Annotated in this window: 17 protein-coding genes and 1 tRNA gene; 10 read left to right on the forward strand and 8 right to left on the reverse strand. The window is 68.6% G+C overall.

Annotated features, from left to right (window positions below):
* Nucleotides 1-26: 26 nt before the first annotated feature.
* Nucleotides 27-1,103, forward strand: a complete 1,077-nt coding sequence (locus BST28_RS02585) for a potassium channel family protein (RefSeq protein WP_065287466.1) — start codon at nucleotides 27-29, stop codon at nucleotides 1,101-1,103.
* The gene (gene nudC, locus BST28_RS02590) at nucleotides 1,100-2,017 is read left to right on the forward strand and encodes an NAD(+) diphosphatase (RefSeq protein ID WP_083079724.1); all 918 of its coding nucleotides are present in this window, start codon (nucleotides 1,100-1,102) and stop codon (nucleotides 2,015-2,017) included. The genes BST28_RS02585 and nudC overlap by 4 nt, the downstream gene beginning before the upstream one ends.
* 86 nt (nucleotides 2,018-2,103) lie before the next feature.
* On the opposite strand, the gene BST28_RS02595 is transcribed toward nudC, so the two are convergent.
* Nucleotides 2,104-2,364, reverse strand: coding sequence for a mycoredoxin (locus BST28_RS02595; protein ID WP_083079726.1), 261 nt, complete (start codon nucleotides 2,362-2,364; stop codon nucleotides 2,104-2,106).
* Between the two features lie 67 nt (nucleotides 2,365-2,431).
* Between BST28_RS02595 and BST28_RS02600 the strand changes: the two genes are divergently transcribed.
* Both BST28_RS02600 and BST28_RS02605 read left to right on the forward strand, forming a co-directional pair.
* Nucleotides 2,432-4,537, forward strand: coding sequence for an ATP-dependent DNA helicase UvrD2 (locus BST28_RS02600; protein ID WP_083079728.1), 2,106 nt, complete (start codon nucleotides 2,432-2,434; stop codon nucleotides 4,535-4,537).
* A 295-nt stretch (nucleotides 4,538-4,832) separates the two neighbouring features.
* Entirely contained in the window at nucleotides 4,833-5,099 is a 267-nt protein-coding gene (locus BST28_RS02605) for a WhiB family transcriptional regulator (RefSeq protein ID WP_019737810.1), read from the forward strand.
* A 13-nt stretch (nucleotides 5,100-5,112) separates the two neighbouring features.
* On the opposite strand, the gene BST28_RS02610 is transcribed toward BST28_RS02605, so the two are convergent.
* The 3 genes from BST28_RS02610 to BST28_RS02620 all read right to left on the reverse strand — a co-directional run bounded on the left by BST28_RS02610 (nucleotide 5,113) and on the right by BST28_RS02620 (nucleotide 8,847).
* The gene (locus tag BST28_RS02610) at nucleotides 5,113-6,468 is read right to left on the reverse strand and encodes a macrolide-binding ATPase MABP-1 (protein WP_029249339.1); all 1,356 of its coding nucleotides are present in this window, start codon (nucleotides 6,466-6,468) and stop codon (nucleotides 5,113-5,115) included.
* A 53-nt stretch (nucleotides 6,469-6,521) separates the two neighbouring features.
* Nucleotides 6,522-7,391, reverse strand: coding sequence for a TOMM precursor leader peptide-binding protein (locus tag BST28_RS02615; RefSeq protein WP_083079730.1), 870 nt, complete (start codon nucleotides 7,389-7,391; stop codon nucleotides 6,522-6,524).
* Nucleotides 7,392-7,479: 88 nt separating this feature from the next.
* A complete protein-coding gene (locus BST28_RS02620; protein WP_083079732.1) occupies nucleotides 7,480-8,847 on the reverse strand; it encodes a zinc-dependent metalloprotease in 1,368 nt (455 codons plus the stop codon).
* A 99-nt stretch (nucleotides 8,848-8,946) separates the two neighbouring features.
* Between BST28_RS02620 and BST28_RS02625 the strand changes: the two genes are divergently transcribed.
* Both BST28_RS02625 and BST28_RS02630 read left to right on the forward strand, forming a co-directional pair.
* The gene (locus tag BST28_RS02625) at nucleotides 8,947-9,966 is read left to right on the forward strand and encodes a YlbL family protein (RefSeq protein WP_083079734.1); all 1,020 of its coding nucleotides are present in this window, start codon (nucleotides 8,947-8,949) and stop codon (nucleotides 9,964-9,966) included.
* 56 nt (nucleotides 9,967-10,022) lie between these two features.
* Nucleotides 10,023-12,980, forward strand: coding sequence for a UPF0182 family protein (locus BST28_RS02630; RefSeq protein ID WP_083079736.1), 2,958 nt, complete (start codon nucleotides 10,023-10,025; stop codon nucleotides 12,978-12,980).
* A 25-nt stretch (nucleotides 12,981-13,005) separates the two neighbouring features.
* Here BST28_RS02630 and BST28_RS02635 read toward each other — a convergent pair whose 3' ends face one another.
* A complete protein-coding gene (locus tag BST28_RS02635; RefSeq protein ID WP_234808172.1) occupies nucleotides 13,006-13,788 on the reverse strand; it encodes an oxygenase MpaB family protein in 783 nt (260 codons plus the stop codon).
* 301 nt (nucleotides 13,789-14,089) lie between these two features.
* Between BST28_RS02635 and BST28_RS02640 the strand changes: the two genes are divergently transcribed.
* Nucleotides 14,090-14,163: transfer RNA gene (locus tag BST28_RS02640), tRNA-Met, on the forward strand.
* Nucleotides 14,164-14,412: 249 nt separating this feature from the next.
* Nucleotides 14,413-15,597: an APC family permease gene (locus BST28_RS02645; RefSeq protein ID WP_234808176.1), complete on the forward strand. Its 1,185-nt coding sequence runs from the start codon at nucleotides 14,413-14,415 to the stop codon at nucleotides 15,595-15,597.
* Between the two features lie 22 nt (nucleotides 15,598-15,619).
* Here BST28_RS02645 and BST28_RS02650 read toward each other — a convergent pair whose 3' ends face one another.
* Together BST28_RS02650 and lipP1 are read right to left on the reverse strand one after the other, a co-directional pair.
* Nucleotides 15,620-17,026, reverse strand: coding sequence for a TIGR00366 family protein (locus BST28_RS02650; RefSeq protein ID WP_083079740.1), 1,407 nt, complete (start codon nucleotides 17,024-17,026; stop codon nucleotides 15,620-15,622).
* A 100-nt stretch (nucleotides 17,027-17,126) separates the two neighbouring features.
* The gene (gene lipP1 / locus BST28_RS02655; RefSeq protein WP_083079742.1) at nucleotides 17,127-18,065 is read right to left on the reverse strand and encodes a LipP1 family hormone-sensitive lipase; all 939 of its coding nucleotides are present in this window, start codon (nucleotides 18,063-18,065) and stop codon (nucleotides 17,127-17,129) included.
* Between the two features lie 78 nt (nucleotides 18,066-18,143).
* On the opposite strand from lipP1, the gene BST28_RS02660 reads away from it, so the two are divergent.
* The gene (locus BST28_RS02660) at nucleotides 18,144-18,527 is read left to right on the forward strand and encodes a MerR family transcriptional regulator (protein WP_019737832.1); all 384 of its coding nucleotides are present in this window, start codon (nucleotides 18,144-18,146) and stop codon (nucleotides 18,525-18,527) included.
* A gap of 98 nt (nucleotides 18,528-18,625) precedes the next feature.
* Here BST28_RS02660 and BST28_RS02665 read toward each other — a convergent pair whose 3' ends face one another.
* Entirely contained in the window at nucleotides 18,626-19,600 is a 975-nt protein-coding gene (locus BST28_RS02665) for an NADPH:quinone oxidoreductase family protein (RefSeq protein ID WP_019737833.1), read from the reverse strand.
* Between the two features lie 105 nt (nucleotides 19,601-19,705).
* On the opposite strand from BST28_RS02665, the gene BST28_RS02670 reads away from it, so the two are divergent.
* A complete protein-coding gene (locus tag BST28_RS02670) occupies nucleotides 19,706-20,689 on the forward strand; it encodes an alpha/beta fold hydrolase (protein WP_052312293.1) in 984 nt (327 codons plus the stop codon).
* Nucleotides 20,690-20,694: the final 5 nt, after the last annotated feature.

A 20,694-nucleotide genomic window follows, 5' to 3' on the forward strand; every position in this document is an offset into this window, starting at 1 on the left:
TCAGGTGCGACCGATGACCGCCCGTCGTGGCAGGAGCTAGCTGGCGACGGTTGCGTCGTCTCGACGAGACGCTGACCGCCCAGCCCAGTTATGCGCTCGTCGGGGTCCTGCGCATCCCTCATGGGCAGTCCAGTCCCGGCCGCACCGTCTACCGGCGCTCGGCCATCGCGCTGGCGGCCCTGCTGGTGTCCACGATCTTCGTCTACGTCGACCGGGACGGCTACCAGGACGTGCAGGGTGACCGGCTGACATTCCTGGACTGCCTTTACTACTCGGCCGTGACACTGTCGACCACCGGCTACGGCGACATTACGCCCGTCACCGAGTTCTCCCGCCTGATCAACGTCGCGGTCATCACCCCGCTGCGGATCGCGTTCCTGATCCTCTTGGTCGGAACGACGGTGGAGGCGTTCACCGAGACTTCCCGGCAGGCATTCCGTATTCAGCGTTGGAGGAGAAGAGTGCGAGACCACACCATCGTCATCGGATACGGCACCAAGGGAAAGACCGCGATCGCGGCCATGCTCGGCGACGACGAGACCACCCCGAGCGACATCGTCGTGGTGGACAACGACCGGGCCGTGCTCGAGCGCGCGAAAAGCGCCGGGCTGGTGACGGTGGACGGCGACGCAACCCGGTCGGACGTGCTGCGGCTGGCCAGCGCCCAGCGTGCGTCGGCGATCGTGGTGGCCACCGGCTCCGATGCCACGGCGGCGCTGGTGACCCTCACCGCCCGCGAGATCGCCCCCAACGCCACCATCGTGGCGGCCATCCGGGAAGCCGAGAACCAGCACCTGCTGGAGCAGTCCGGGGCCAACTCGGTGGTGGTGTCCTCCGAGACCGCCGGGCGGCTGCTCGGCGTCGCCACCACCACGCCCAACGTGGTGGAGATCATCGAGGATCTGCTCACCCCCGACGCCGGGTATTCCATCGCCGAGCGGGAGGTGGAGCAGAAAGAGGTCGGCGCATCGGCCAAGCATCTCAGCGAGATCGTGCTCGGCGTGGTCCGCGACGGGCAGCTGCTGCGGTTGGACGCACCGGAAGTGGATGCGATCGAGGCCGGCGACCGGCTGCTCTACGTCCGAACGGTGGGCAACCAGTGAGCTTCCAGCTGCGCCAGGTGCCCCTGCTGTCGCGGATCGGGGCGGACCGGGCCGATCAGTTGCGCACCGATACCGACGCGGCCGTCGCCGGCTGGCGGGCCGCCGCGCTGCTGCGGGTCGATCCCCGCAACCAGGTGCTGGTCGCCGATGGCCGGGTGGTGTTGCACGACGCCGGTGAACTAGGTGACGCGCCGCCGCCCGACGCGGTGTTCCTGGGCCGCCTCGAGGACGGCCGGCACGTCTGGGCGATCCGTGGTGCACTGCAGGCGCCGCCCGACGGCGATGTCTCGGTGCTGGACCTGCGGGCCATCGGAGACGTCTTCGACGACACCAGCGCACAGCTGGTGTCCTCGGCCATCGCCCTGCTGAATTGGCATGAGAACGCACGGTTTTCCGCCGTCGACGGCACACCGACCAAACCGGTGCGCGGCGGGTGGGCGCGGGTCAATCCCATCACCGGCGCCGAGGAGTTCCCCCGGATCGATCCGGCGGTGATCTGCCTGGTGCACGACGGCGCCGACCGGGTGGTGCTGGCCCGCCAGCACAACTGGCCGGTGCGGATGTTCTCGCTGCTGGCCGGGTTCGTCGAGGCCGGCGAGTCGTTCGAAGCCTGCGTGGTCCGAGAGGTCCACGAGGAGGTCGGCCTGGCGGTGCGCGATGTCAGCTACTTGGGCAGTCAGCCCTGGCCGTTCCCGCGCTCGCTGATGGTCGGCTTCCATGCCGTCGCCGACCCGGGCCAGGAGTTCGTGTTCAGTGACGGTGAGATCACCGAGGCCAACTGGTTCACCCGGGATGAGGTGCGGGCCGCCTTGGCTGCGGGGGCCTGGAACGGCGGCTCCGCGGACGCCAAACTGCTGCTGCCCGGGTCGATCTCGATCGCCCGGACGATCATCGAGTCCTGGGCCGCGCTTTAGTGGCCGAGCAGACGCAGAATCGCACTATTCGGACAAAAACCATGCGATTCTGCGTCTGCTCGCGCAACTAAGGCTCGCGCAATGAATCAGCTGCTGAGCCGGTCCAGCTTCGCCTTGACCTCACGCCCGGTCGGGTTCGTCATCGTCGAACCGTCGGCGAAGCGCAGCGTCGGCACCGTGCGGTTGCCGCCGTTGGCCTCCTCGACGAACTTGGCGGCGGTGGGATCCTGCTCGATGTCGATCTCGTCGTAGCCGATCTCGAACTTCTCCAGGGCCTTCTTGAGCTGGCGGCAGTAACCGCACCATTGCGTGGTGTACATGATGAGCGGCGGATCGCTAACAGTCATAGTGCTCAACGCTAGTCGTTGTGAATCCCGGGCCGCTCGCGGCCGGGCGTCGGAGGTCCCTGTCAAGATGGACGCCATGGATGCGCTCATCGCCGGCTTGGACGACGAGCAGCGCGCCGCGGTGCTGGCGCCAAGGGGGCCGGTGTGCGTGCTGGCCGGTGCCGGGACCGGCAAAACTCGCACCATCACCCACCGGATCGCCCAACTGGTTGCGGCCGGTCACGTCGCGCCCGGGCAGGTGCTGGCGGTGACGTTCACCCAGCGTGCCGCCGGTGAGATGCGCTCGCGGCTGCGCGCCCTGGGCTCGGCCGCCGGCAACCCGGCCGGCGTCGGCGCGGTTCAGGCATTGACGTTTCACGCCGCCGCGCGGCGGCAGCTGCGCTACTTCTGGCCGCGGGTGGTCGGCGACACCGCCTGGGAATTGCTGGACCGCAAGTTCGGGGTGGTCGCCCGGGCCGCCGGCCATGCCGGGCTGCGCCTGAGCAACGACGATGTCCGCGACGTCGCCGGTGAGATCGAATGGGCCAAGGCGTCGCTGATCGGGCCGGAGCAGTATCCGGAGGCGGTGGCGGCCGCCGGCCGGGACACCCCGGTCGACGCCGCCAAGCTCGCCGAGATCTATGCCGGCTACGAGGCGCTGAAGGCCCGCGGCGAGGTGGCGATGCTCGACTTCGACGACCTGCTGCTGCACACCGCCGCCGCCATCGAGAACGACGCGGCGGTGGCAGCCGAATTCCGGGACCGCTACCGCTGCTTCGTCGTCGATGAATACCAAGACGTCACCCCGCTGCAGCAGCGGGTGCTGTCGGCCTGGCTGGGTCAGCGCGACGATCTGACCGTCGTCGGTGACGCCAACCAGACCATCTACTCGTTCACCGGCGCCTCCCCGCGCTACCTGCTCGACTTCACCCGCCGGTTCCCCGACGCCGCCCTGGTGCGCCTCGAACGCGACTATCGGTCCACTCCCGAGGTGGTGTCGCTGGCCAACCGGGTGATCGCCGCGGCCCGCGGCCGGGTGGCCGGCAGCAAGCTCAAGCTGGTCGGTCAGCGCGAATCCGGTCCGGCGCCGAGCTTTCGGGAGTATCCCGACGAGGTCGCCGAGGCCACCGCGGTGGCCAAGGCGATCGCCCGGCTGATCGAGGGCGGCACCGCGCCGGCCGAGATCGCCGTGCTCTACCGGATCAACGCCCAGTCGGAGGTGTACGAAGAGGCGCTCACCGAAGCCGGCATCGCCTACCAGGTCCGCGGGGGAGAGGGATTCTTCACCCGCCAGGAGATCCGGCAGTCACTGGTGGCGTTGCAGCGAGTCGCCCAGCGCGGCGACGACGGCGGGTCGCCGCTGCCGGAGCTGGTCCGCGGCGTGCTCGAACCGCTGGGGCTGACGGCCGAACCCCCGAGCGGGGCCAAGGCGCGGGAACGCTGGGAGGCCCTCGGTGCGCTGGCCGAACTCGTCGACGACGAAGTCGCGCAGCGCCCCGACCTGGACCTTCCCGGCCTGCTGACCGAACTGCGGATGCGCGCGGACTCCCGCCACCCGCCCACGGTGCAGGGTGTCACGCTGGCATCGCTGCATGCCGCCAAGGGGCTGGAGTGGGATGCGGTGTTTTTGGTGGGCCTGGCCGACGGCACCCTGCCCATCTCGCACGCCCTGGCGCACGGCGCCGACAGCGAAGCCGTCGAAGAAGAACGCCGGCTGCTCTACGTCGGCGTCACCCGCGCCCGGGTGCACCTGGCGTTGAGCTGGGCATTGGCCCGCGCCCCCGGCGGGCGGGCAGGCCGCAAGCCGTCACGGTTCTTGAACGGTATCGACGGCGCGGTGACGCAGTCCGCGTCGCAGACCTCCGCCCGGCGCCGCTCCCGCGGTGGTCCGAAGCACTGCCGGGTGTGCAACAAGGCGCTGAGCACACCGGCCGCCATCATGCTGAGCCGGTGTGAGACGTGTGCGGTCGACGTCGACACCGAGCTGCTGGTCGCGCTCAAAGACTGGCGGCTGCGCACCGCGACCGAGCTGAAAGTGCCCGCCTACATCGTCTTTTCGGACAACACGCTCACCGCGATCGCCGAGATGCTGCCCGCCGATGAGGCCGCCCTGGTCGCCATCCCGGGCATCGGCGCGCGCAAGCTGGAACAGTTCGGTCCCGACGTGCTCGAGCTGGTCCGCAACCGGGGGTGACCCTCGTGACAGTTAATTCGGTTGTGAGTCCCGGCGCCGACCGGCTAACCTCGGACATCATGACCACGATCAGCGGCTTGCGAGTACGTCCGGCCGGCGCGCGCCATGCCGCTGCCGAGGCGGCGGCACGTCATGCCGCCGCCGTCGACGCGTCCGTGCATCGGGGTTCGCCCTAACCGCCAGCCCCAGCCGCCCGAAGGCCACGGACCCGACCAGGATCCGTGGCCATTGTTTTTCCCCGGCAATTCGCCGCCCGGCCCGGATCACCCCAGACCGGAAAGCAGGTGATCAGCCGATGTCCACCACCGAAGTGCGCACCCGAAGACTCCCCGAGTTGCCGTGCAATCGCGACCCCGACCTGTGGTTCGCCGACGACCCGACCGACCTGGAGCGGGCCAAGGCCTTGTGCGGCCACTGTCCGATCCGCCGGGAGTGTCTGGCGCTGGCGCTGCAGCGCGCCGAGCCCTGGGGGGTGTGGGGCGGGGAGATCCTCGACCGCGGCGCCGTCATCGGCCGCAAGCGGCCCCGCGGCCGGCCCCGCAAGGAGCCGGTGGCCGCGTGAGCGGCCGGCGCGGTCAGGCCGAGGGCCCGACCGCTTCGACGTCAGGATCTGTGAACCCCGGCACCAATTCCTCGGAGAGCCGCTTGACCGGCACGTGGGCGTCGAGCTGACACATGATCGCCGTGGTCGAGGCGAGCACCCGCATCGGCATCGCCAGCTTCGGCGGCAGGTCCAGCTGACGGGCGGTCTTGAGTTGCTCGACGGGGCGCTCCAGCTGCTTGCCGGCCATCCTCATCAGCCATCTGCGGCTGTAGTGGAACGTCTCGACCTCCACCGGCTCGACGTACTGGCGCAGCATCTCGTCGATCTCGCGGACCGAGACGTCCTGGCCCTTCTGGATGAAGCCGCCCTTGCGCATCGTCGCGATGACCTGGTCGTAGTCCTTGTCTCGGGCGTACCGCACGGCGGCGCCCAGCTCCGGGGGGAAGCCGCCGGGCATCGGAGCCACCGCACCGAAGTCGATGACGCCCATCCGGCCGTCCGGCAGCAGCATGAAGTTACCCGGGTGGGCGTCGCCGTGGATCAGCTCCAGCCGGCGCGCCGCGTCCCAGGTGAATTCGGCCAGCCGGGTACCCATCAGGTCCCGCTGCTCGACGGTGCCGTTGCGGATGATCTCGGCCATGCCGACACCGTCGATCCACTCCTGGATCACCGTCTTGGGTGCGCTGGCCACCACGTTGGGGATCAGGAAGTGCGGGTGGCCCGCATAGGCCTTGGCGAAGATGCGCTGGTTGTCGGCCTCCAGCCGGTAGTCCAGCTCCATCTCGGTGCGCTCGATCAGCTCATCGACGACACCCTGGACGTCGACCCCGGGCGCCAGCTGCTTGAACACGCCGGTCAACCGCCGAATGGTCTTCAGGTCGGCGCGCAGCGCCGCATCGGCGCCGGGGTACTGGATCTTGACCGCCACCGGACGGCCGTCGCCCCACACCGCCTTGTGCACCTGGCCGATGCTGGCCGAGGCGATCGGGGTGTCGTCGAACGAGGAGAACCGTTCCCGCCACTTGGTGCCCAGCTGGGCATCGAGGACCCGATGCACCTTGTCCGCGGGCAGCGGCGGGGCGTCCTTCTGCAGTTTGGTCAGCGCCTCCCGGTAGGGCTCGCCGAACTCCTCGGGGATGGCCGCCTCCATCACCGACAGTGCCTGACCGACCTTCATGGCGCCGCCCTTGAGCTCACCCAGGACGGTGAACAGCTGGTTGGCCGCCTTCTCCATCAGCTCGGCGGTGACCTCGTCCTTGGACTTGCCGGTCAGCCGCTTCCCGAGACCGAGGGCGGCCCGCCCGGCGAAGCCGACGGGCAGGCTGGCCAGCTTCGCATTGCGCGCCGCGCTCCCGCGCTTGATTTCTGACACCTGTCCATCATCCATGACGGCGTTGTGTCGCCGGTCACCGCGTGCGGGATTGCCGGTGGGGTGCGACGTCAGCAATCGCAGAGCGGGTGACGCGTCCAGCGCCGCGTCAGGACCGCGCCGGTGGCCAGATCCAATTCCAGGGTGGCGTTGAGCGTCGGCGGGGGAGCCAGGACCCGGTCGGCGGCTATCCCGCGCACCGCCGCGATCACCTTTTCGACCTGGCTCAGGGCCAGCGCCACCGTCGCCAGCACCGTCGCGCGGTCGGTGTGAGCGACAGTGTCACGCAACTGGGCGGCCACCGCCGGCCAGGAGGCGTCCCGGTCGCGGCGGTGCAGGTCGGCGCAGCCCAGGCAGCTGGTCCTGCCGGGAAGCACCAGCGGGCCGACCACGCCGGTGCCGTCGCGCACTCGCACCGGCAGGTGCGGCACCCGCTCGGCGTGCAATTCGCGCACCAGCCGCGGGTCGGCTACCAGATAGTCCGTCAGCACCACCAGATCCGTGCCGGCGGTGCTCACTTCGGCGTGCCGGTGGCTGCTGTGCCGGACTACGGCGCCCGAGCAGCGCAGCGACTCGACCAGCAGGTCCGACAGCGGCCCGCGGCCGTGCACCCGCAGCGACACCGCGTGGCGCGGCCGGCGTGGGCCGCCGGCGCGGACGACGACGCGCGCGTCGAGCAGCTCGGCCAGCAGGTCGTCCAGCTCTGCGCTGTCGACCGGGCCGTGCCGGGCGGCCTCGATCCGTAGCTCGGCGGCCGTGGTCGGGGACTGCATCGCGCGCAGCACGGCTGCCAGGCCGGTAGTGGTCAGGCCGCGTGGCGGCTGAACCAGGACGGCCCGTCGAGGGTCCCACCCGACCTGCACCGCCCCGTCCGGGCGCAGCAGCACCGGGCGTACCGGGTCCAGCGTGTAGGCGGGCCCCTCGGAATCAACCCTGCTCACGGGCCGACCCTGTCATGTCCTACGGTGCCGGCGCCGCCCGTCATCCACAGGGGTCGAAAGGCCGGGAAGGCCTGACAACCCGGCGCCGCTACTCCTCGCCGGTGTCGCCGGTCTCGTCGGTCTCGCGCTGAAACTCGGCGATCGCCTGGTCGATCGCGGAATCGATACCGCTGGTGTCACCGCCGAGCATCCGGTCGATGAAGGCGGCCGGGTCATCGAGGTCGGCGGCCTCGGGCAGCAGGTCGGGGTGCTGCCACACCTTGTCGCGGGCATCGACCCCGACCGCCGTGGTCAGCCGCTCCCACAGCACCGCTGCCTCGGCCAGCTTGCGGGGGCGCAGCTCCAGGCCGACCAGGGTGGCGAAGGTCTGCTCGGCCGGGCCACCGGTGGCCCGGCGGCGACGCAGGGTCTCCGACAGTGCGGCGGTGCCCGGGATCCGATCGCCCAGCGCCGCGGTCACCACCGTGCGCACCCAGCCCTCGATCAGCGCCAGCATGGTCTCCAACCGCTCCAGGGCGGCCAGTTGTTCGGGAGTCGACTTGGGCTCGAACACCCCCTGATTGAGCAGGTCGGCCATGGCCGAGGGGTCGCCCATCGACATCGGGTCGAAACCCTGCGCCAGCTCCTCGATGCCACGGATGTCGATCTTCATGCCCCGGGCGTAGGCCTCGACGGTGCTCAACAATTGGTTGGCCAGCCACGGCACGTGGGAGAACAGCCGGTGATGCGCGGCCTCACGGGCGGCTAGGAAGGTGACGATCTCGCTGCGCGGCTGCTCTAGGCCGCCGGCCAATTCCTCGATCGCACCGGGCAGCAGCGCGGCAATCCCCTTGGGGCCCAAAGGCAACCCGATGTCAGTCGAGGTCAGTACCTCCCCGGACAATCGGCCCAGCGCCTGGCCCAGCTGCGATCCGAACGCCAGCCCGCCCATCTGCGACATCACCGACATCAGCGGACCGGCCATGCTCTTGGCCTCCTCCGGCAGCGCCGAGGCCCACACCGACGACACCTGCGCGGCCATCGGGTCGCACAGCCGCTGCCAGGTGGCCATGGTGTGTTCCACCCAGTCCACCGGGGTCCAGGCCACCGCGCTGGTGGTGCCCGCCGGCAATGAGGTCACTCCGTCGAGCCACGTCTCGGCCAGATGCACCGCATCGCCGATGGCGGTGTTGGTCGCGGCGGTGACCGGTGGCACCGAACCGATCGACTTCGCCGCGACTTGGCGGGCCAGGTCGTAATTGACCGGCCCGGCCGGCCGGCCGCCGGCGGCCACGGTGCCGGCACCGCTGAACATCTGGCCGAGTTGAGTGAAGATCTGGCCCAGATCGGCGATGTTGAAAGCGGCACCCACGCCGAACGGATCGCTCGGCCCGGAGCCCGAACCAGGATCGCGCCCCCCGGGCCGCTCGCGGTCGGGGTCGTCCCCGGAAGAGAAACCGAAGGGCAGATCAGCCATAGACACAACCGTACCCACCGGCATCCGGCGATGTGCGATGCGCGGTCGCTCCGGCCCGGAGCGGACGGGCCCGGGCCGCGGCCGTTTACCATACCCGGGGTGAACAGGCGGATTCTGACGCTGTTGGCGGCACTGCTGCCGGTGGCCGTGTTTGGCGTACTGCTGGCAGCGGTGACCGTGCCCTTCGTGTCGCTGGGGCCCGGCCCCACCTTCGACACGCTGGGGATGGTCGACGGCAAGCAGGTGGTCGACATCCAGGGCACGACGACGCACTCCACCACGGGTCATCTGAACATGACCACCGTGTCCCAGCGTGACGGGCTGACACTGGGTGAGGCGCTGGCCCTGTGGCTGTCCGGACGTGAACAGCTCATGCCCCGTGACCTGGTCTATCCGCCCGGAAAGTCCCGGGAGGAGGTCGACGAGGACAACAACGCCGATTTCCGGGCATCCGAGCAGAGCGCCGAATACGCCGCGCTGGGCTACCTGCGCTACCCGAGCGCGGTGACCGTGGCCGACGTCCACGACCCGGGGCCGTCGGCGGGCGCGCTGCAGGCCGGTGACGCCGTGGACGCGGTCGACGGCGAACCCGTTTACACCGTCGAACAGTTCACCTCCCGGCTGGCCGACACCAAGCCGGGCGAGACGGTGGTCATCGACTACCGGCGCAAGAACGCCGCGCCCGGTACGGCGCGGATTACGCTGGGAGAGAACAAGGACCGCCCCAACGGATTCCTCGGCGTCTCGGTGCTCGACGCGCCGTGGGCGCCGTTCACCATCGACTTCAATCTCGCCAACATCGGCGGTCCCTCCGCCGGCCTGATGTTCTCCCTGGCCGTCGTCGACAAACTCAGCACCGGCGGGCTCGCCGGCCAGAACTTCGTCGCCGGCACCGGGGTCATCAAGGCCAACGGTGAGGTCGACGCGATCGGCGGCATCACGCACAAGATGATCGCGGCCCGGGAGGCCGGTGCGACGGTGTTTCTGGTCCCCGCCGACAACTGCTACGAGGCCCGATCTGACAACAACGGCTTGCAACTGATCAAGGTCGACAGCCTCGCCCAGGCGGTGGATGCGTTGCGGACCCTCACCGGCGGAGGTCAGCCACCCTCTTGCTGAGACCGGAGTTGGCTACAGTGGGGCCGTCAGGACAACCGAGCTAGGGAGCGTGGCACGTGGGTATGCGGCCCACCGCGAGAATGCCGAAGTTGACCCCGCGCAGCCGGATCATGATCGGGAGCGCTCTCGCCGTGATCCTGTTGCTGTTGGTGGGGCCGCGGCTGATCGACGGCTATGTCGACTGGTTGTGGTTCGGGGAGTTGGGCTACCGGTCGGTTTTCGTCACGACCCTGCTGACCCGGCTGGTCGCCTTCGTGGTGGTGGGGCTGGTCGTCGGCGGGATCGTCTTCGCCGCGCTGGCAATGGCCTTCCGGGTGCGGCCGGTGTTCGTGCCGAGCAACGGCGCCAACGATCCGGTGGCCCGCTATCGCACGGCGGTGTTGTCGCGGCTGCGGCTGGTCGGCTTCGGGATACCGGCGGGCATCGGTCTGCTGGCCGGGATCGTGGCCCAGAGCTACTGGGTGCGCATCCAGTTGTTCCTGCGCGGCGATGATTTCGGGATCGCCGATCCGCAGTTCGGCAAGGACCTCGGGTTCTACGCCTTCGATCTACCGTTCTACCGGCTGGTGGTCGGGCTGCTGCTGGTGACGTTGTTCTTGGCCACCGTCGCGAACCTGACGACCCACTACATCTTCGGCGGCATCCGCTTGTCCGGCCGTGCCGGCGTCCTGAGCCGCCCGGCGCGTATCCAGGTGGTCAGCCTGATCGGCACCCTGGTGTTGCTCAAGGCCGCGGCCTACTGGCTGGACCGCTACGAGTTGCTCAGCCACACCCGCGCCGGCAAGCCGTTCACCGGGGCCGGTTACACCGACATCAACGCGGTGCTGCCGGCCAAGATGATCCTGCTGGCGATCGCACTGATCTGCGCGGTCGCGGTGTTCTCGGCGATCGTGCTACGCGACTTGCAGATTCCGGCGGTCGGTCTGGTGCTGTTGCTGTTGTCGTCGGTGGTCGTCGGTGCGGGCTGGCCGCTGATCGTCGAGCAGTTCAGCGTCAAACCCAACGCGGCGCAGAAAGAGAGCGAGTACATCTCGCGTTCGATCGCCGCGACCAGGCAGGCCTACGGGCTGACCGAGGACGTGGTCACCTACCGCGACTACAGCGGTGACGCGCGGGCCACGGCCGCGCAGGTGGGGGCCGATGTCGCGACCACCTCCAACATCCGGCTGCTGGACCCGACCATCGTCAGCCCGGCGTTCACCCAGTTCCAGCAGGGCAAGAACTTCTATTTCTTCCCTGATCAGCTCACCATCGACCGTTATCGCGACAGTGACGGCCAGCTGCGCGACTACGTGGTTGCCGCCCGTGAGCTCAACCCCGATCGGCTGATCGACAACCAGCGCGACTGGATCAACCGGCACACCGTCTACACCCACGGCAACGGGTTCATCGCCTCGCCGGCCAACACCGTGCGCGGAATCGCCAACGACCCCAACCAGAACGGCGGCTACCCGGAGTTCCTGGCGAACGTGGTCGGCGCCAACGGCAGTGTGGTCTCCCAGGGGCCGGCCCGCCTCGACCAGCCGCGCGTCTACTACGGCCCGGTGATCGCCGACACCATCGCCGACTACGCCATCGTCGGACGCAACGGCCCGGACCGTGAATACGACTACGAGACCAACGTCGAGACGAAGAACTACACCTACACCGGTGCCGGCGGTGTACCCATCGGAAACTGGTTGGCGCGCAGCGTGTTCGCCGCGAAGTTCGCCGAACGCAACTTCTTGTTCTCCAACGTGATCGGCTCGGACAGCAAGATCTTGTTCAACCGCGACCCCGCCAGCCGGGTGCAGGCGGTGGCGCCGTGGCTGACCACCGATTCGACGGTGTACCCCGCGATCGTCAACAAGCGGCTGGTGTGGATCATCGACGGCTACACCACGCTGGACAACTACCCCTACTCGCAGCTGACGTCGCTGTCGTCGGCGACCGCGGACTCCAAAGAGGTGGAGTTCAACCGGCTGCTGCCCGACCGGCGGGTGTCCTACATCCGCAACTCGGTGAAGGCCACCGTCGACGCCTACGACGGAACCGTGAGCCTCTACGCCCAGGACGAGGCCGACCCGGTGCTCAAGGCGTGGATGCGGGTGTTCCCCGGGACGGTCAAGCCCAAGTCGGAGATCTCGCCCGAGCTCGCCGAGCACTTGCGGTACCCCGAGGACCTGTTCAAGGTGCAGCGGATGCTGCTGGCCAAGTACCACGTCAACGACCCGATCACGTTCTTCTCCACGTCGGACTTCTGGGACGTGCCGCTGGACCCCAACCCGACCGCCAGCAGCTTCCAGCCGCCGTACTACATCGTCGCGAAAAACCTTGTCAAGGAAGACGGTTCGGCGTCCTATCAGCTGACCAGCGCGATGAACCGGTTCAAGCGCGACTATCTGGCCGCCTACATCTCCGCCAGCTCGGATCCGGACACCTACGGCAAGATCACCGTGTTGACCATTCCCGGTCAGGTCAATGGCCCCAAGCTGGCCAACAACGCGATCACCACCGACACCGCGGTCAGCCAGGACCTCGGGGTGATCGGACGCGACAACCAGAACCGCATCCGGTGGGGCAACCTGCTCACGCTGCCGGTCGCCCAGGGTGGCCTGCTCTATGTCGAACCGGTCTACGCCTCTCCTGGCTCCAGTGACGCGGCGTCGTCGTACCCGCGGCTGATCCGGGTGGCGATGATGTACAACGACAAGATCGGCTACGGGCCGACCGTCTCCGATGCGCTCACCGGACTGTTCGGGCCCGGGGCGAGCGCGGCGGCGACCGATATCGCACCCACCGACGGCGGCACCGCCCAGCAGCCGCCGCCGGCGGCCGCCCCGCCCGCCGCCGCGGTGCCGGCCCCGCCGGCGGGCAGCGCGGAGCTGTCTCCGGCCAAGGCCGCGGCGCTGCGCGAGATCGAAGCGGCGATCACCGCGGTGCGCGACACCCAGCGCCGCGGTGACTTCGCGGGCTACGGGTCGGCGCTGCAGCGCCTCGACGACGCGATGGAGAAGTTCAACAACACCAAGTAGCGGGCAGATCAGGCGCCCGCTGCTGTCAGGCGGAATCCCGCGTGATGTCCGTGCGAAGTGCGGCGCGTGCCCGGGCATTCCAGTGGTGTCGGGGCGTAAGTGCGGACAGTCGAGCCAGCTGGACGAACTGCCGCAGCGCTAAACGGTCGGCGACTGTGACGCTGACCCCGGTGAGTTCCCGGGCGCGCGGGTGCTGCAGGGCCCGGATTGCCCGGTGCGGGACCGTGCGCATCCACCAGTCGGTGGGAGCGAAAATCTGCCGGCGGTACGGTTCGAAGTGCGGCCCGGCGAAAAGCTGTGTCTGACAGTAGTTCTCGAAATAATCGAGGAACTCCGGCCAGGTCGGCGGCATCGACCGGGCTGATATGCCGTACCGGCGGTACCAAGCGCAGCACTCCTGGTAGAGCTGCTCGTGTTCGCTCCCGTCCAGTGGCCGGATGAAGGTGTTGACCATGAAGAACAGGGACTCGACGTATGCGGCATGCTGAAAGTGAAAGGTTTCGGGGCTGAGCGCATGGTACTTCTGGCCGAAACCATCCACGCCCTTGACGTGTTCGTGGGAGAACCGGATCTGAGGGCTCATGTCGACATCGGTGTAGACATAGTTGACCGCCTGGGTGACGGTCCGCTTCTTATGCAGCCAGATCCGATCGCGCATCAGCGCATGCTCGGTGATGCCGGCGGCGATGCCCGGATGCAGCATCAGCAGACACACCGCCCTGGGCAACACGAACAGAAAACGCCGGTCGGCCAGCACATGCCACAGCATGCTGTTGCGGTCCAGGTCCTGCACCACGGGTGACGACATGATCACATCGGTGCCTTGCGTCGACGGAACCGGTAGCGTGCGTCGGATTCTCGGGCTGATCGCTGCTCGGCATCGGACCGCTCGACTCCGGTGGCCGGCCAAAAATCCGGTGCCCGGGTCAGATCCTGTTCGTGACAGGTCGACATTTCAGCGATCCTAGCGAAGCCGTCGCCCGGGGCCGGCGAGGTACTGCGGTGGCGGTGGGACCCCTGACCGGGCCTGCGGTTGTCGGGGCAGGAGCGCGGCCGGACGAGGCGATTTGGCGCCTTGGTCATGTGTTCGGTAACCTCGTAGCTACCGACGCGGGGTGGAGCAGCTCGGTAGCTCGCTGGGCTCATAACCCAGAGGTCGCAGGTTCGAATCCTGTCCCCGCTACTAGTGGCCACGGCCCCCGGAGATTCCTCCGGGGGCCGTTGTCGTCTCCGCTGAAATGCCTGCGCCATCACCAGCGAATATCGTGGACAGACTCGGTGCAATGTCGACGTGTCTGCGGGGTGAGGATCTTCGATGCCGGACGAACCGCCCCGACCGGATAAGCCCGTGCCCGGTGTCGAAACGGGCGCGTCCGCGGCATTGCCTCGCCAATTGGGTGTCTTCGATGCGGTGACGATCGGACTGGGGTCCATGGTCGGCGCCGGGATCTTTGTGGCCCTGGCTCCGGCGGCGCGAGCGGCCGGCGGGGCGCTGCTGGCGGGGTTGGCGATCGCGGCGGTCATCGCATACTGCAATGCGACCTCCTCGGCACGCTTGGCGGCGGCGTATCCGACCTCGGGTGGCACGTACGTGTACGGGCGTGAGCGCCTCGGGCCCTTGTGGGGATACCTGGCCGGGTGGGGGTTCGTGGTCGGCAAGACCGCGTCGTGTGCGGCGATGGCGTTGACGGTCGGCTTCTACGCCTGGCCGGAGCATCCGCACGCCGTCGCGGTGGCCGCCGTGGCCGCCTTGACCGCGGTGAACCTGGTGGGCGTGCAGAAGTCGGCGTGGCTGGCGCGGGTGATCGTGGCGATCGTGCTGGCGGTGCTGGCCGCGGTGATCATTACCGGCCTCGGCGCCCACAGCGTTCCAGCGGCGGAGGCCGGCGGGTCCTCGCCGTCGGCGGGCGGAGTGCTCCAGGCGGCGGGGCTGCTGTTCTTCGCCTTCGCCGGCTACGCACGTATCGCCACATTGGGTGAAGAGGTGCGTGACCCATCGCGCACCATTCCCAAGGCGATCCCGATCGCTCTGGGTATCACGCTGGCGGTCTATGTGCTGGTAGCGGTCGCGGCATTGAATATGCTTGGCGCGCAGGGTCTTGCCGAATCTGCTGCGCCGCTGGCGCAGATCGCCACTGAGGCCGGTGCGCATTGGTTGACCCCGGTGGTACGGATCGGGGCGGTGGTCGCGGCCTTGGGGTCGTTGCTGGCGCTGATCTTGGGGGTGTCGCGCACGACGCTGGCAATGGCCCGCGACCGGTATCTGCCACCGGTGCTGGCCGCGGTGCATCCGCGGTTCGGGGTGCCCCATCGCGCCGAGCTGGGCGTGGGTGTCGTGGTCGCGATCCTGGCTGCCACCACCGATATCCGTGCCGCTATCGGATTCTCGTCGTTCGCCGTCCTGGTCTACTACGCGGTGGCGAACGCTTCGGCCTGGACGTTGTCGGCCCAAGAAGGCCGTCCACCGCGGCTGATCCCGATCGTCGGGCTGGCCGGGTGCGTGATCGTGGCGTTCGCACTGCCGCTTTCCTCGATCCTGGCCGGGATCGCGGTGTTCGCCGTCGGAATCGCCGCCTACGGTGCGCGGCGGTTCGGCGCGGCGAGAAAGAGCCCCTAGGCGGGTGGGTGATCGCTCCGGTTCACAGCACCCACGGCGCAATCAAGGTCATAGTCCCCAGCACCGCCACGCCGATCACGAAAGCCACGACCGTAAAGCCCATCACTTGGCGCACATTGAGTTTGGCGATGGCCAGTAGCGGCAGCAGCCAAAACGGCTGGATCATGTTCGCCACGCCCTCACCGACGGCGACGGCCATGGAGATCAACCCGAGATAGGCGGGTGAGTGCTGGCCGATCGCCAGTGCCGAGTCGACGGCGATCGGGCCCTGCACCGCCCAATGACCCCCTCCGGATGGCACGAACAGGCTGATGATCACCGAGCCGATGAACGTCAAAAAGGGCAGCGTGTACTGCGTCGCGCCGTTCACCAGCGTCTCGGCCAGCAGTGTCTGCAGCGGCTTGGAGTCCTCGGCGCCCTGATACGCCAGCAGGCCGACCAGGCCGCCGTAGAGCGGGTACTGCAGCAACAGTGGGCCGGACACCTTCGCGGCGCCGGTGAATGCCCGGATGAAGCGGATCGGTGTGCGGTGCAACAGCGCACTGGTGATGGTGAACAGCATGATCATCGAGGAGATGTTCAGTCCCATACCACTCATCACGAAATACCCGATACCCGCGGCGAACACGAGCACGTTGAGAATCCATTGGTCTTCCAGCCATTCGGCGAACGTGCTGCCGCGTGCCGGCTCGACAGGCTGTTCTTCGTCTTCGAACACGGCGGGATCCGGCGCCAGGGCGATGGATGGCTCCATCCGCCACACCGCGAGCGCGAGCGCCGCCAGCACGATGATCGCCGCCAGCCAGCTGTAGGGCTGGAAAATGGTCTGGCTCAACGGCACGGTGAATCCGGCAATCTTGTGGATCACGTTGATGGGGCTGGCGGCATCGGTGTTCGCCAGCGCGATCGACGATGAGAGCCCCTGTGTCCAGACGATGAAGCCCATGAACGCCGCGGCGATCAGGTAGCCGAAATGCGAGTCGGGGAATCGGCGTGCGACCTGCCGGGCGACCAGCGCACCGGCCACCAGCCCGAGGCCCCAGTTCACCAGGGACAGAACGACGCTGACAGAAAAACACAGCAGCGCCCCTTGCACCTGGGTTCGTGGTGTTCCCGCGACGCGGACGATCACCCGCTTGAGCACCGGGGCCTCGGCCAGCGTGTAGCCCGTGACAAGGATCAGCACCATCTGGAAGGCGAACGTGAAGATGTTCTCGGGCCCCCACACCCCGCTGTACCAGGCGGTCACCATGTCCGAAGCCGATGCTCCGCGCACCAGCACAGCGACCATGCCGGCGACGATGATCGTGAGGATCACCGCGAACAGATAGGGATCGGGCATCAGACGTTCGACGTAGCGGACGCTCAGCCCGGTGAGCGACTGGATGACACTCCGACGTTTGACCTGGTGCGCCGAGCGCGTCGTCATGGCGTTGCTCCTTCCGTCGAACCGCCCGCGCGGCGGCCAGTCGAGCAGGCGCTCATCCTGTCATCGCCTCAGCACACGGCGGCGTGCAGGGCGGCGCCGGTCACTCCCGCGGAGTCACCGGTGTCTGCGCCAGCGCGTCGGCGATATCGTCCAGCGCACGTCCGGCATCGTCGAACGGCCAGCGGATGAACTCGTGGATCATGCCCTCGTAGCGATTGACGGTGGTGGGGACCCCGGCCTCGCGCAGTCGTGCACCGTACTGCTCGCCCTCGTCGCGCAGCGCGTCGAACTCGGCGGTGACGATGAAGGCCGGTGGGAGGCCTTGCAGATCGGGGGCCAGCAGCGGCGAGACGTGCGGATCGAGCTTCTGGTGCTCGCCGGTGAGGTAGTGGTCCATGAACCAGTGCTGGGTTGCGCGGCTGATGTTGCCGTACTTGCCCGCGAACTCCCGGATCGAGACGTTGGAGCGCCGGAAATCCAAGTCGGGGTAGATCAGTACCTGGTGTGTGATCGCCGGACCGCCGGCGTCGCGTGCCATCAGGGCGACCACGGCGGCCAGGTTTCCGCCGGCGCTGTCCCCGGCGACGGCGATGTCGGCGCCGTCGCCCCCGAGCTCGGCGGCGTTGTCGGACACCCACGTCGTCGCGGCGAAGGCCGCGTTGATCGCGGCCGGATACTTGTGCTCGGGGGCCAGCGGATAGTCGACGGAGACGACGACCCGCCCGCAACGGTTGGCCAGCGCCCGGGCCAGCTCGTCGTGGGTGTCGAGGTCGCCGAGCACGAATCCGCCGCCGTGGAAGAACACCACCACCGGGCGCGTCTGGTCCGGCTGCGGGTGATAGATCCGGATCGGCAGGTCGCCGGCCGGCGTGGCGATGACGCGATCACGAACGCTGGCGACGGCTTGGCCCTCGCCCAGGGCATGCGTCATCAGGCGCATGCCCTGCCGGACCTGTTCGGGGGCGAAGGCGTGCAGGTCGGCGAAGTTGCTGTCGGCCAGTCGCTCCAGGTGTGCGCGGGCCTGGGGGTGTAGCGGCATGATCTCGGTTTCCTTTCCTTGCGGGTGGTTCAGCGCTAGTGTCTGACTTGAACCGCACTTCAAGTCAAGGAGAGGCCGATGCTGGACATCGCCGAGGTGGCCGCACGATCCGGCCTGGCGTCATCGGCACTGAGGTTCTATGAGCGGCGCGGGCTGATCAGCTCGGGCGAGCGCAACGGCCTTCGCCGCACCTACGAACCCGAGGTGCTTGACCGGCTCGCGCTGATCGGCTGCGCCAAAGCGGCCGGGTTCACCCTCGCCCAGATCGAGCGGTTTCTACGGGCCACGCCCAGTGACACCGAATTGCGGGCGCGAATGGCCGAGAAGGCCCGCCAACTCGATACCGAAATCGCGCGCCTGGTCCGGATGCGCGACAGCCTCACCCACGCGGTGACGTGTACTCACACCCCGCTGGTCGAGTGCCCAGAGTTCAAGGCACGCATCAACGATGCCGACACCTAGCTCGATGCCGCGCTGAGTTCATCGGCGTCGACACGACCGGTTGAGGCCGAAATCGGCCGGGGACGTGGCAATCTCACTGCGGCCGCCGCCAAGCTGCCCTAGTCCCGCATCCGCAGCACGACCTTGCCGGCCGCGGTGCGGTCCTCCAGCGCCGCCAGCGCATCGGCGGCCTGCTCCAAAGCGAACACCTGCGGTTGGGGCGCGGCCACCGCCCCGGAGGCCAACATCGGCTCCAACGCCGACCACTGCCGCTCCAGCTCGCCCGGATGCGACATCACCCACGCGCCCCAACCGACCCCGACCACGTCGATGTTGTTGAGCAGCAGCCGGTTTACCTTCACCATCGGGATCTCACCGCCGGTGAACCCCACCACCAGCAGCTTCCCGCCGGGGGCCAGCGAGCGCAGGGAGTCGGTGAACCGGTCACCGCCGACCGGATCGAGCACCAGATCCACACCTTTGCCGCCGGTCAGTTCGGCGACCGCTTCGCGGAACCCGTCGGCCGGCACCGTGTCGGTGGCACCGGCGGCCATGGCGACCTCGGCTTTGGCGGGGCTGGAGACCACGGCGATCACCCGGGAGGCGCCCAGCGGGCCGGCCAGTCGCAGCGTGGAGGTGCCGATGCCGCCGGCGGCGCCGTGCACCAGCACCGTGGCGCCCGCCGACAGCTTGCCCCGCGTGGTCAGCGCGAACAGCACGGTGAGGTCGTTGAACAGCAGCCCCGCCCCGGCCTCGAACGACACCGTGTCCGGCAGCTTGAACACCTGCTCGGCGGGCAGCGCGATCACCTGTGCCATCGCGCCGTTGAGCATGGTCAGTGCCGCCACCCGGTCGCCGGCGCGGACATGGGCGCCGGGTGGGGCGCTGCGCACCACGCCGGCGGCCTCCCCGCCGGGAACGAACGGCAGTTCGGGCTTGTACTGGTAGAGCCCGCGGGACTGCAGCACATCGGGGAAGGCCACGCCGGCGGCGTGGACGTCGATGACGACGGCGCCGTCGTCGGCGGGTTCCTCGAGGTCGACCACCCGGGCAGCTGCCGGTCCGTCGAGCTGGGATATCTGTACCGCGCGCATGGGCGACCCCTTCGTCAGCTGGAGAGCAGTGGCTAACGAGAAACCTAGACCACCGGGCGTACACTCACGATGCGGCAGTGTGGCCGCATCTTCTATGAGGTGGCCATGAGTTCTCCTAGGTCCCGCCGGCAGCTTCGTGCCGGCACGATCCCGGCGGCGTTGCCGTCCGGCCGCACCGTCGCGGTCCGCGCAGCCGACGGAACCCGCCTGCACGCCGAGGTCTTCGGTCCACCCGACGGTTACCCGATCGTGCTGGCACACGGGATCACCTGCGCCATCCGGGTCTGGGGCCACCAGATCGCCGACCTGACCCGCGACTATCGGGTGATCGCCTACGACCACCGTGGTCACGGGCGCAGCGAGGTGCCCAAGCGCGGCGGTTACAGCCTGACCCACCTGGCCTCCGATCTCGATTCGGTGCTGGAAGCCACCCTGGAGCCGGGGGAGCGCGCGGTGATCGCCGGGCATTCGATGGGCGGTATCGCCATCAGCGCCTGGTCGGATCGCTACCGGCACCGGGTCGCTCAGCGCGCCGACGGGGTCGCGTTGATCAACACCACCACCGGTGACCTGCTTGCGCACGTCGACCTGTTCCGGGTTCCGCCGCCGCTGCAGCAGGTGCGGGTGCAGACGGCGCGCCGCGTGCTGCTGACGTTCGGCAATACCCCGATCGTCGGGCCGGCGAACTTGGCGGTGCGGCGGTTCGTGCACATGCTCGCGGTCGGCGGCGAGGCCGATGCCTCTGTCGCATCGCTGATCTGCGACCTTTTCGCCAAGACCCCGGCGGCCAGCCGAGGGCACTGGGTGCGGGTGCTGGTCGATTCTCTCGGCCCGTCGCACATCAGCCTGGAGGGTCTGACGGTACCGACCCTGGTCATCGGCAGCACCCGTGACCGGCTGCTGCCGATCGTCGCGTCGCACCGGATCGCCTCGACCGCACCGAATCTCGTTAGGTTCGTCGAACTCAGCGGAGGCCACTGCTCGATCCTCGAACACCCCGAAGCGGTCAATCGCGAACTGCGTGACCTGGTCGAGCTGGCCACCGGATCCGGACGCACTCTGGCGGCCGATAGCGGAATCATCTCCTAACGGCA

This window comes from Mycolicibacter kumamotonensis (assembly GCF_002086285.1).
Lineage (GTDB): Bacteria > Actinomycetota > Actinomycetes > Mycobacteriales > Mycobacteriaceae > Mycobacterium > Mycobacterium kumamotonense.

Excerpts from the sequence above, each read along its gene's own strand:
- BST28_RS02635 (WP_234808172.1), bottom strand. The coding sequence starts at position 13,788 with ATGTCGTCACCCGTGGTGCAGGACCTGGACCGCAACAGCATGCTGTGG.
- BST28_RS02620 (WP_083079732.1), bottom strand. The coding sequence starts at position 8,847 with ATGGCTGATCTGCCCTTCGGTTTCTCTTCCGGGGACGACCCCGACCGC.
- BST28_RS02600 (WP_083079728.1), top strand. The coding sequence starts at position 2,432 with ATGGACGCCATGGATGCGCTCATCGCCGGCTTGGACGACGAGCAGCGC.
- lipP1 (WP_083079742.1), bottom strand. The coding sequence starts at position 18,065 with ATGCCGCTACACCCCCAGGCCCGCGCACACCTGGAGCGACTGGCCGAC.
- BST28_RS02670 (WP_052312293.1), top strand. The coding sequence starts at position 19,706 with ATGAGTTCTCCTAGGTCCCGCCGGCAGCTTCGTGCCGGCACGATCCCG.
- BST28_RS02650 (WP_083079740.1), bottom strand. The coding sequence starts at position 17,026 with ATGACGACGCGCTCGGCGCACCAGGTCAAACGTCGGAGTGTCATCCAG.
- BST28_RS02595 (WP_083079726.1), bottom strand. The coding sequence starts at position 2,364 with ATGACTGTTAGCGATCCGCCGCTCATCATGTACACCACGCAATGGTGC.
- BST28_RS02605 (WP_019737810.1), top strand. The coding sequence starts at position 4,833 with ATGTCCACCACCGAAGTGCGCACCCGAAGACTCCCCGAGTTGCCGTGC.
- BST28_RS02645 (WP_234808176.1), top strand. The coding sequence starts at position 14,413 with ATGGTCGGCGCCGGGATCTTTGTGGCCCTGGCTCCGGCGGCGCGAGCG.
- BST28_RS02610 (WP_029249339.1), bottom strand. The coding sequence starts at position 6,468 with ATGGATGATGGACAGGTGTCAGAAATCAAGCGCGGGAGCGCGGCGCGC.
- BST28_RS02660 (WP_019737832.1), top strand. The coding sequence starts at position 18,144 with ATGCTGGACATCGCCGAGGTGGCCGCACGATCCGGCCTGGCGTCATCG.
- BST28_RS02665 (WP_019737833.1), bottom strand. The coding sequence starts at position 19,600 with ATGCGCGCGGTACAGATATCCCAGCTCGACGGACCGGCAGCTGCCCGG.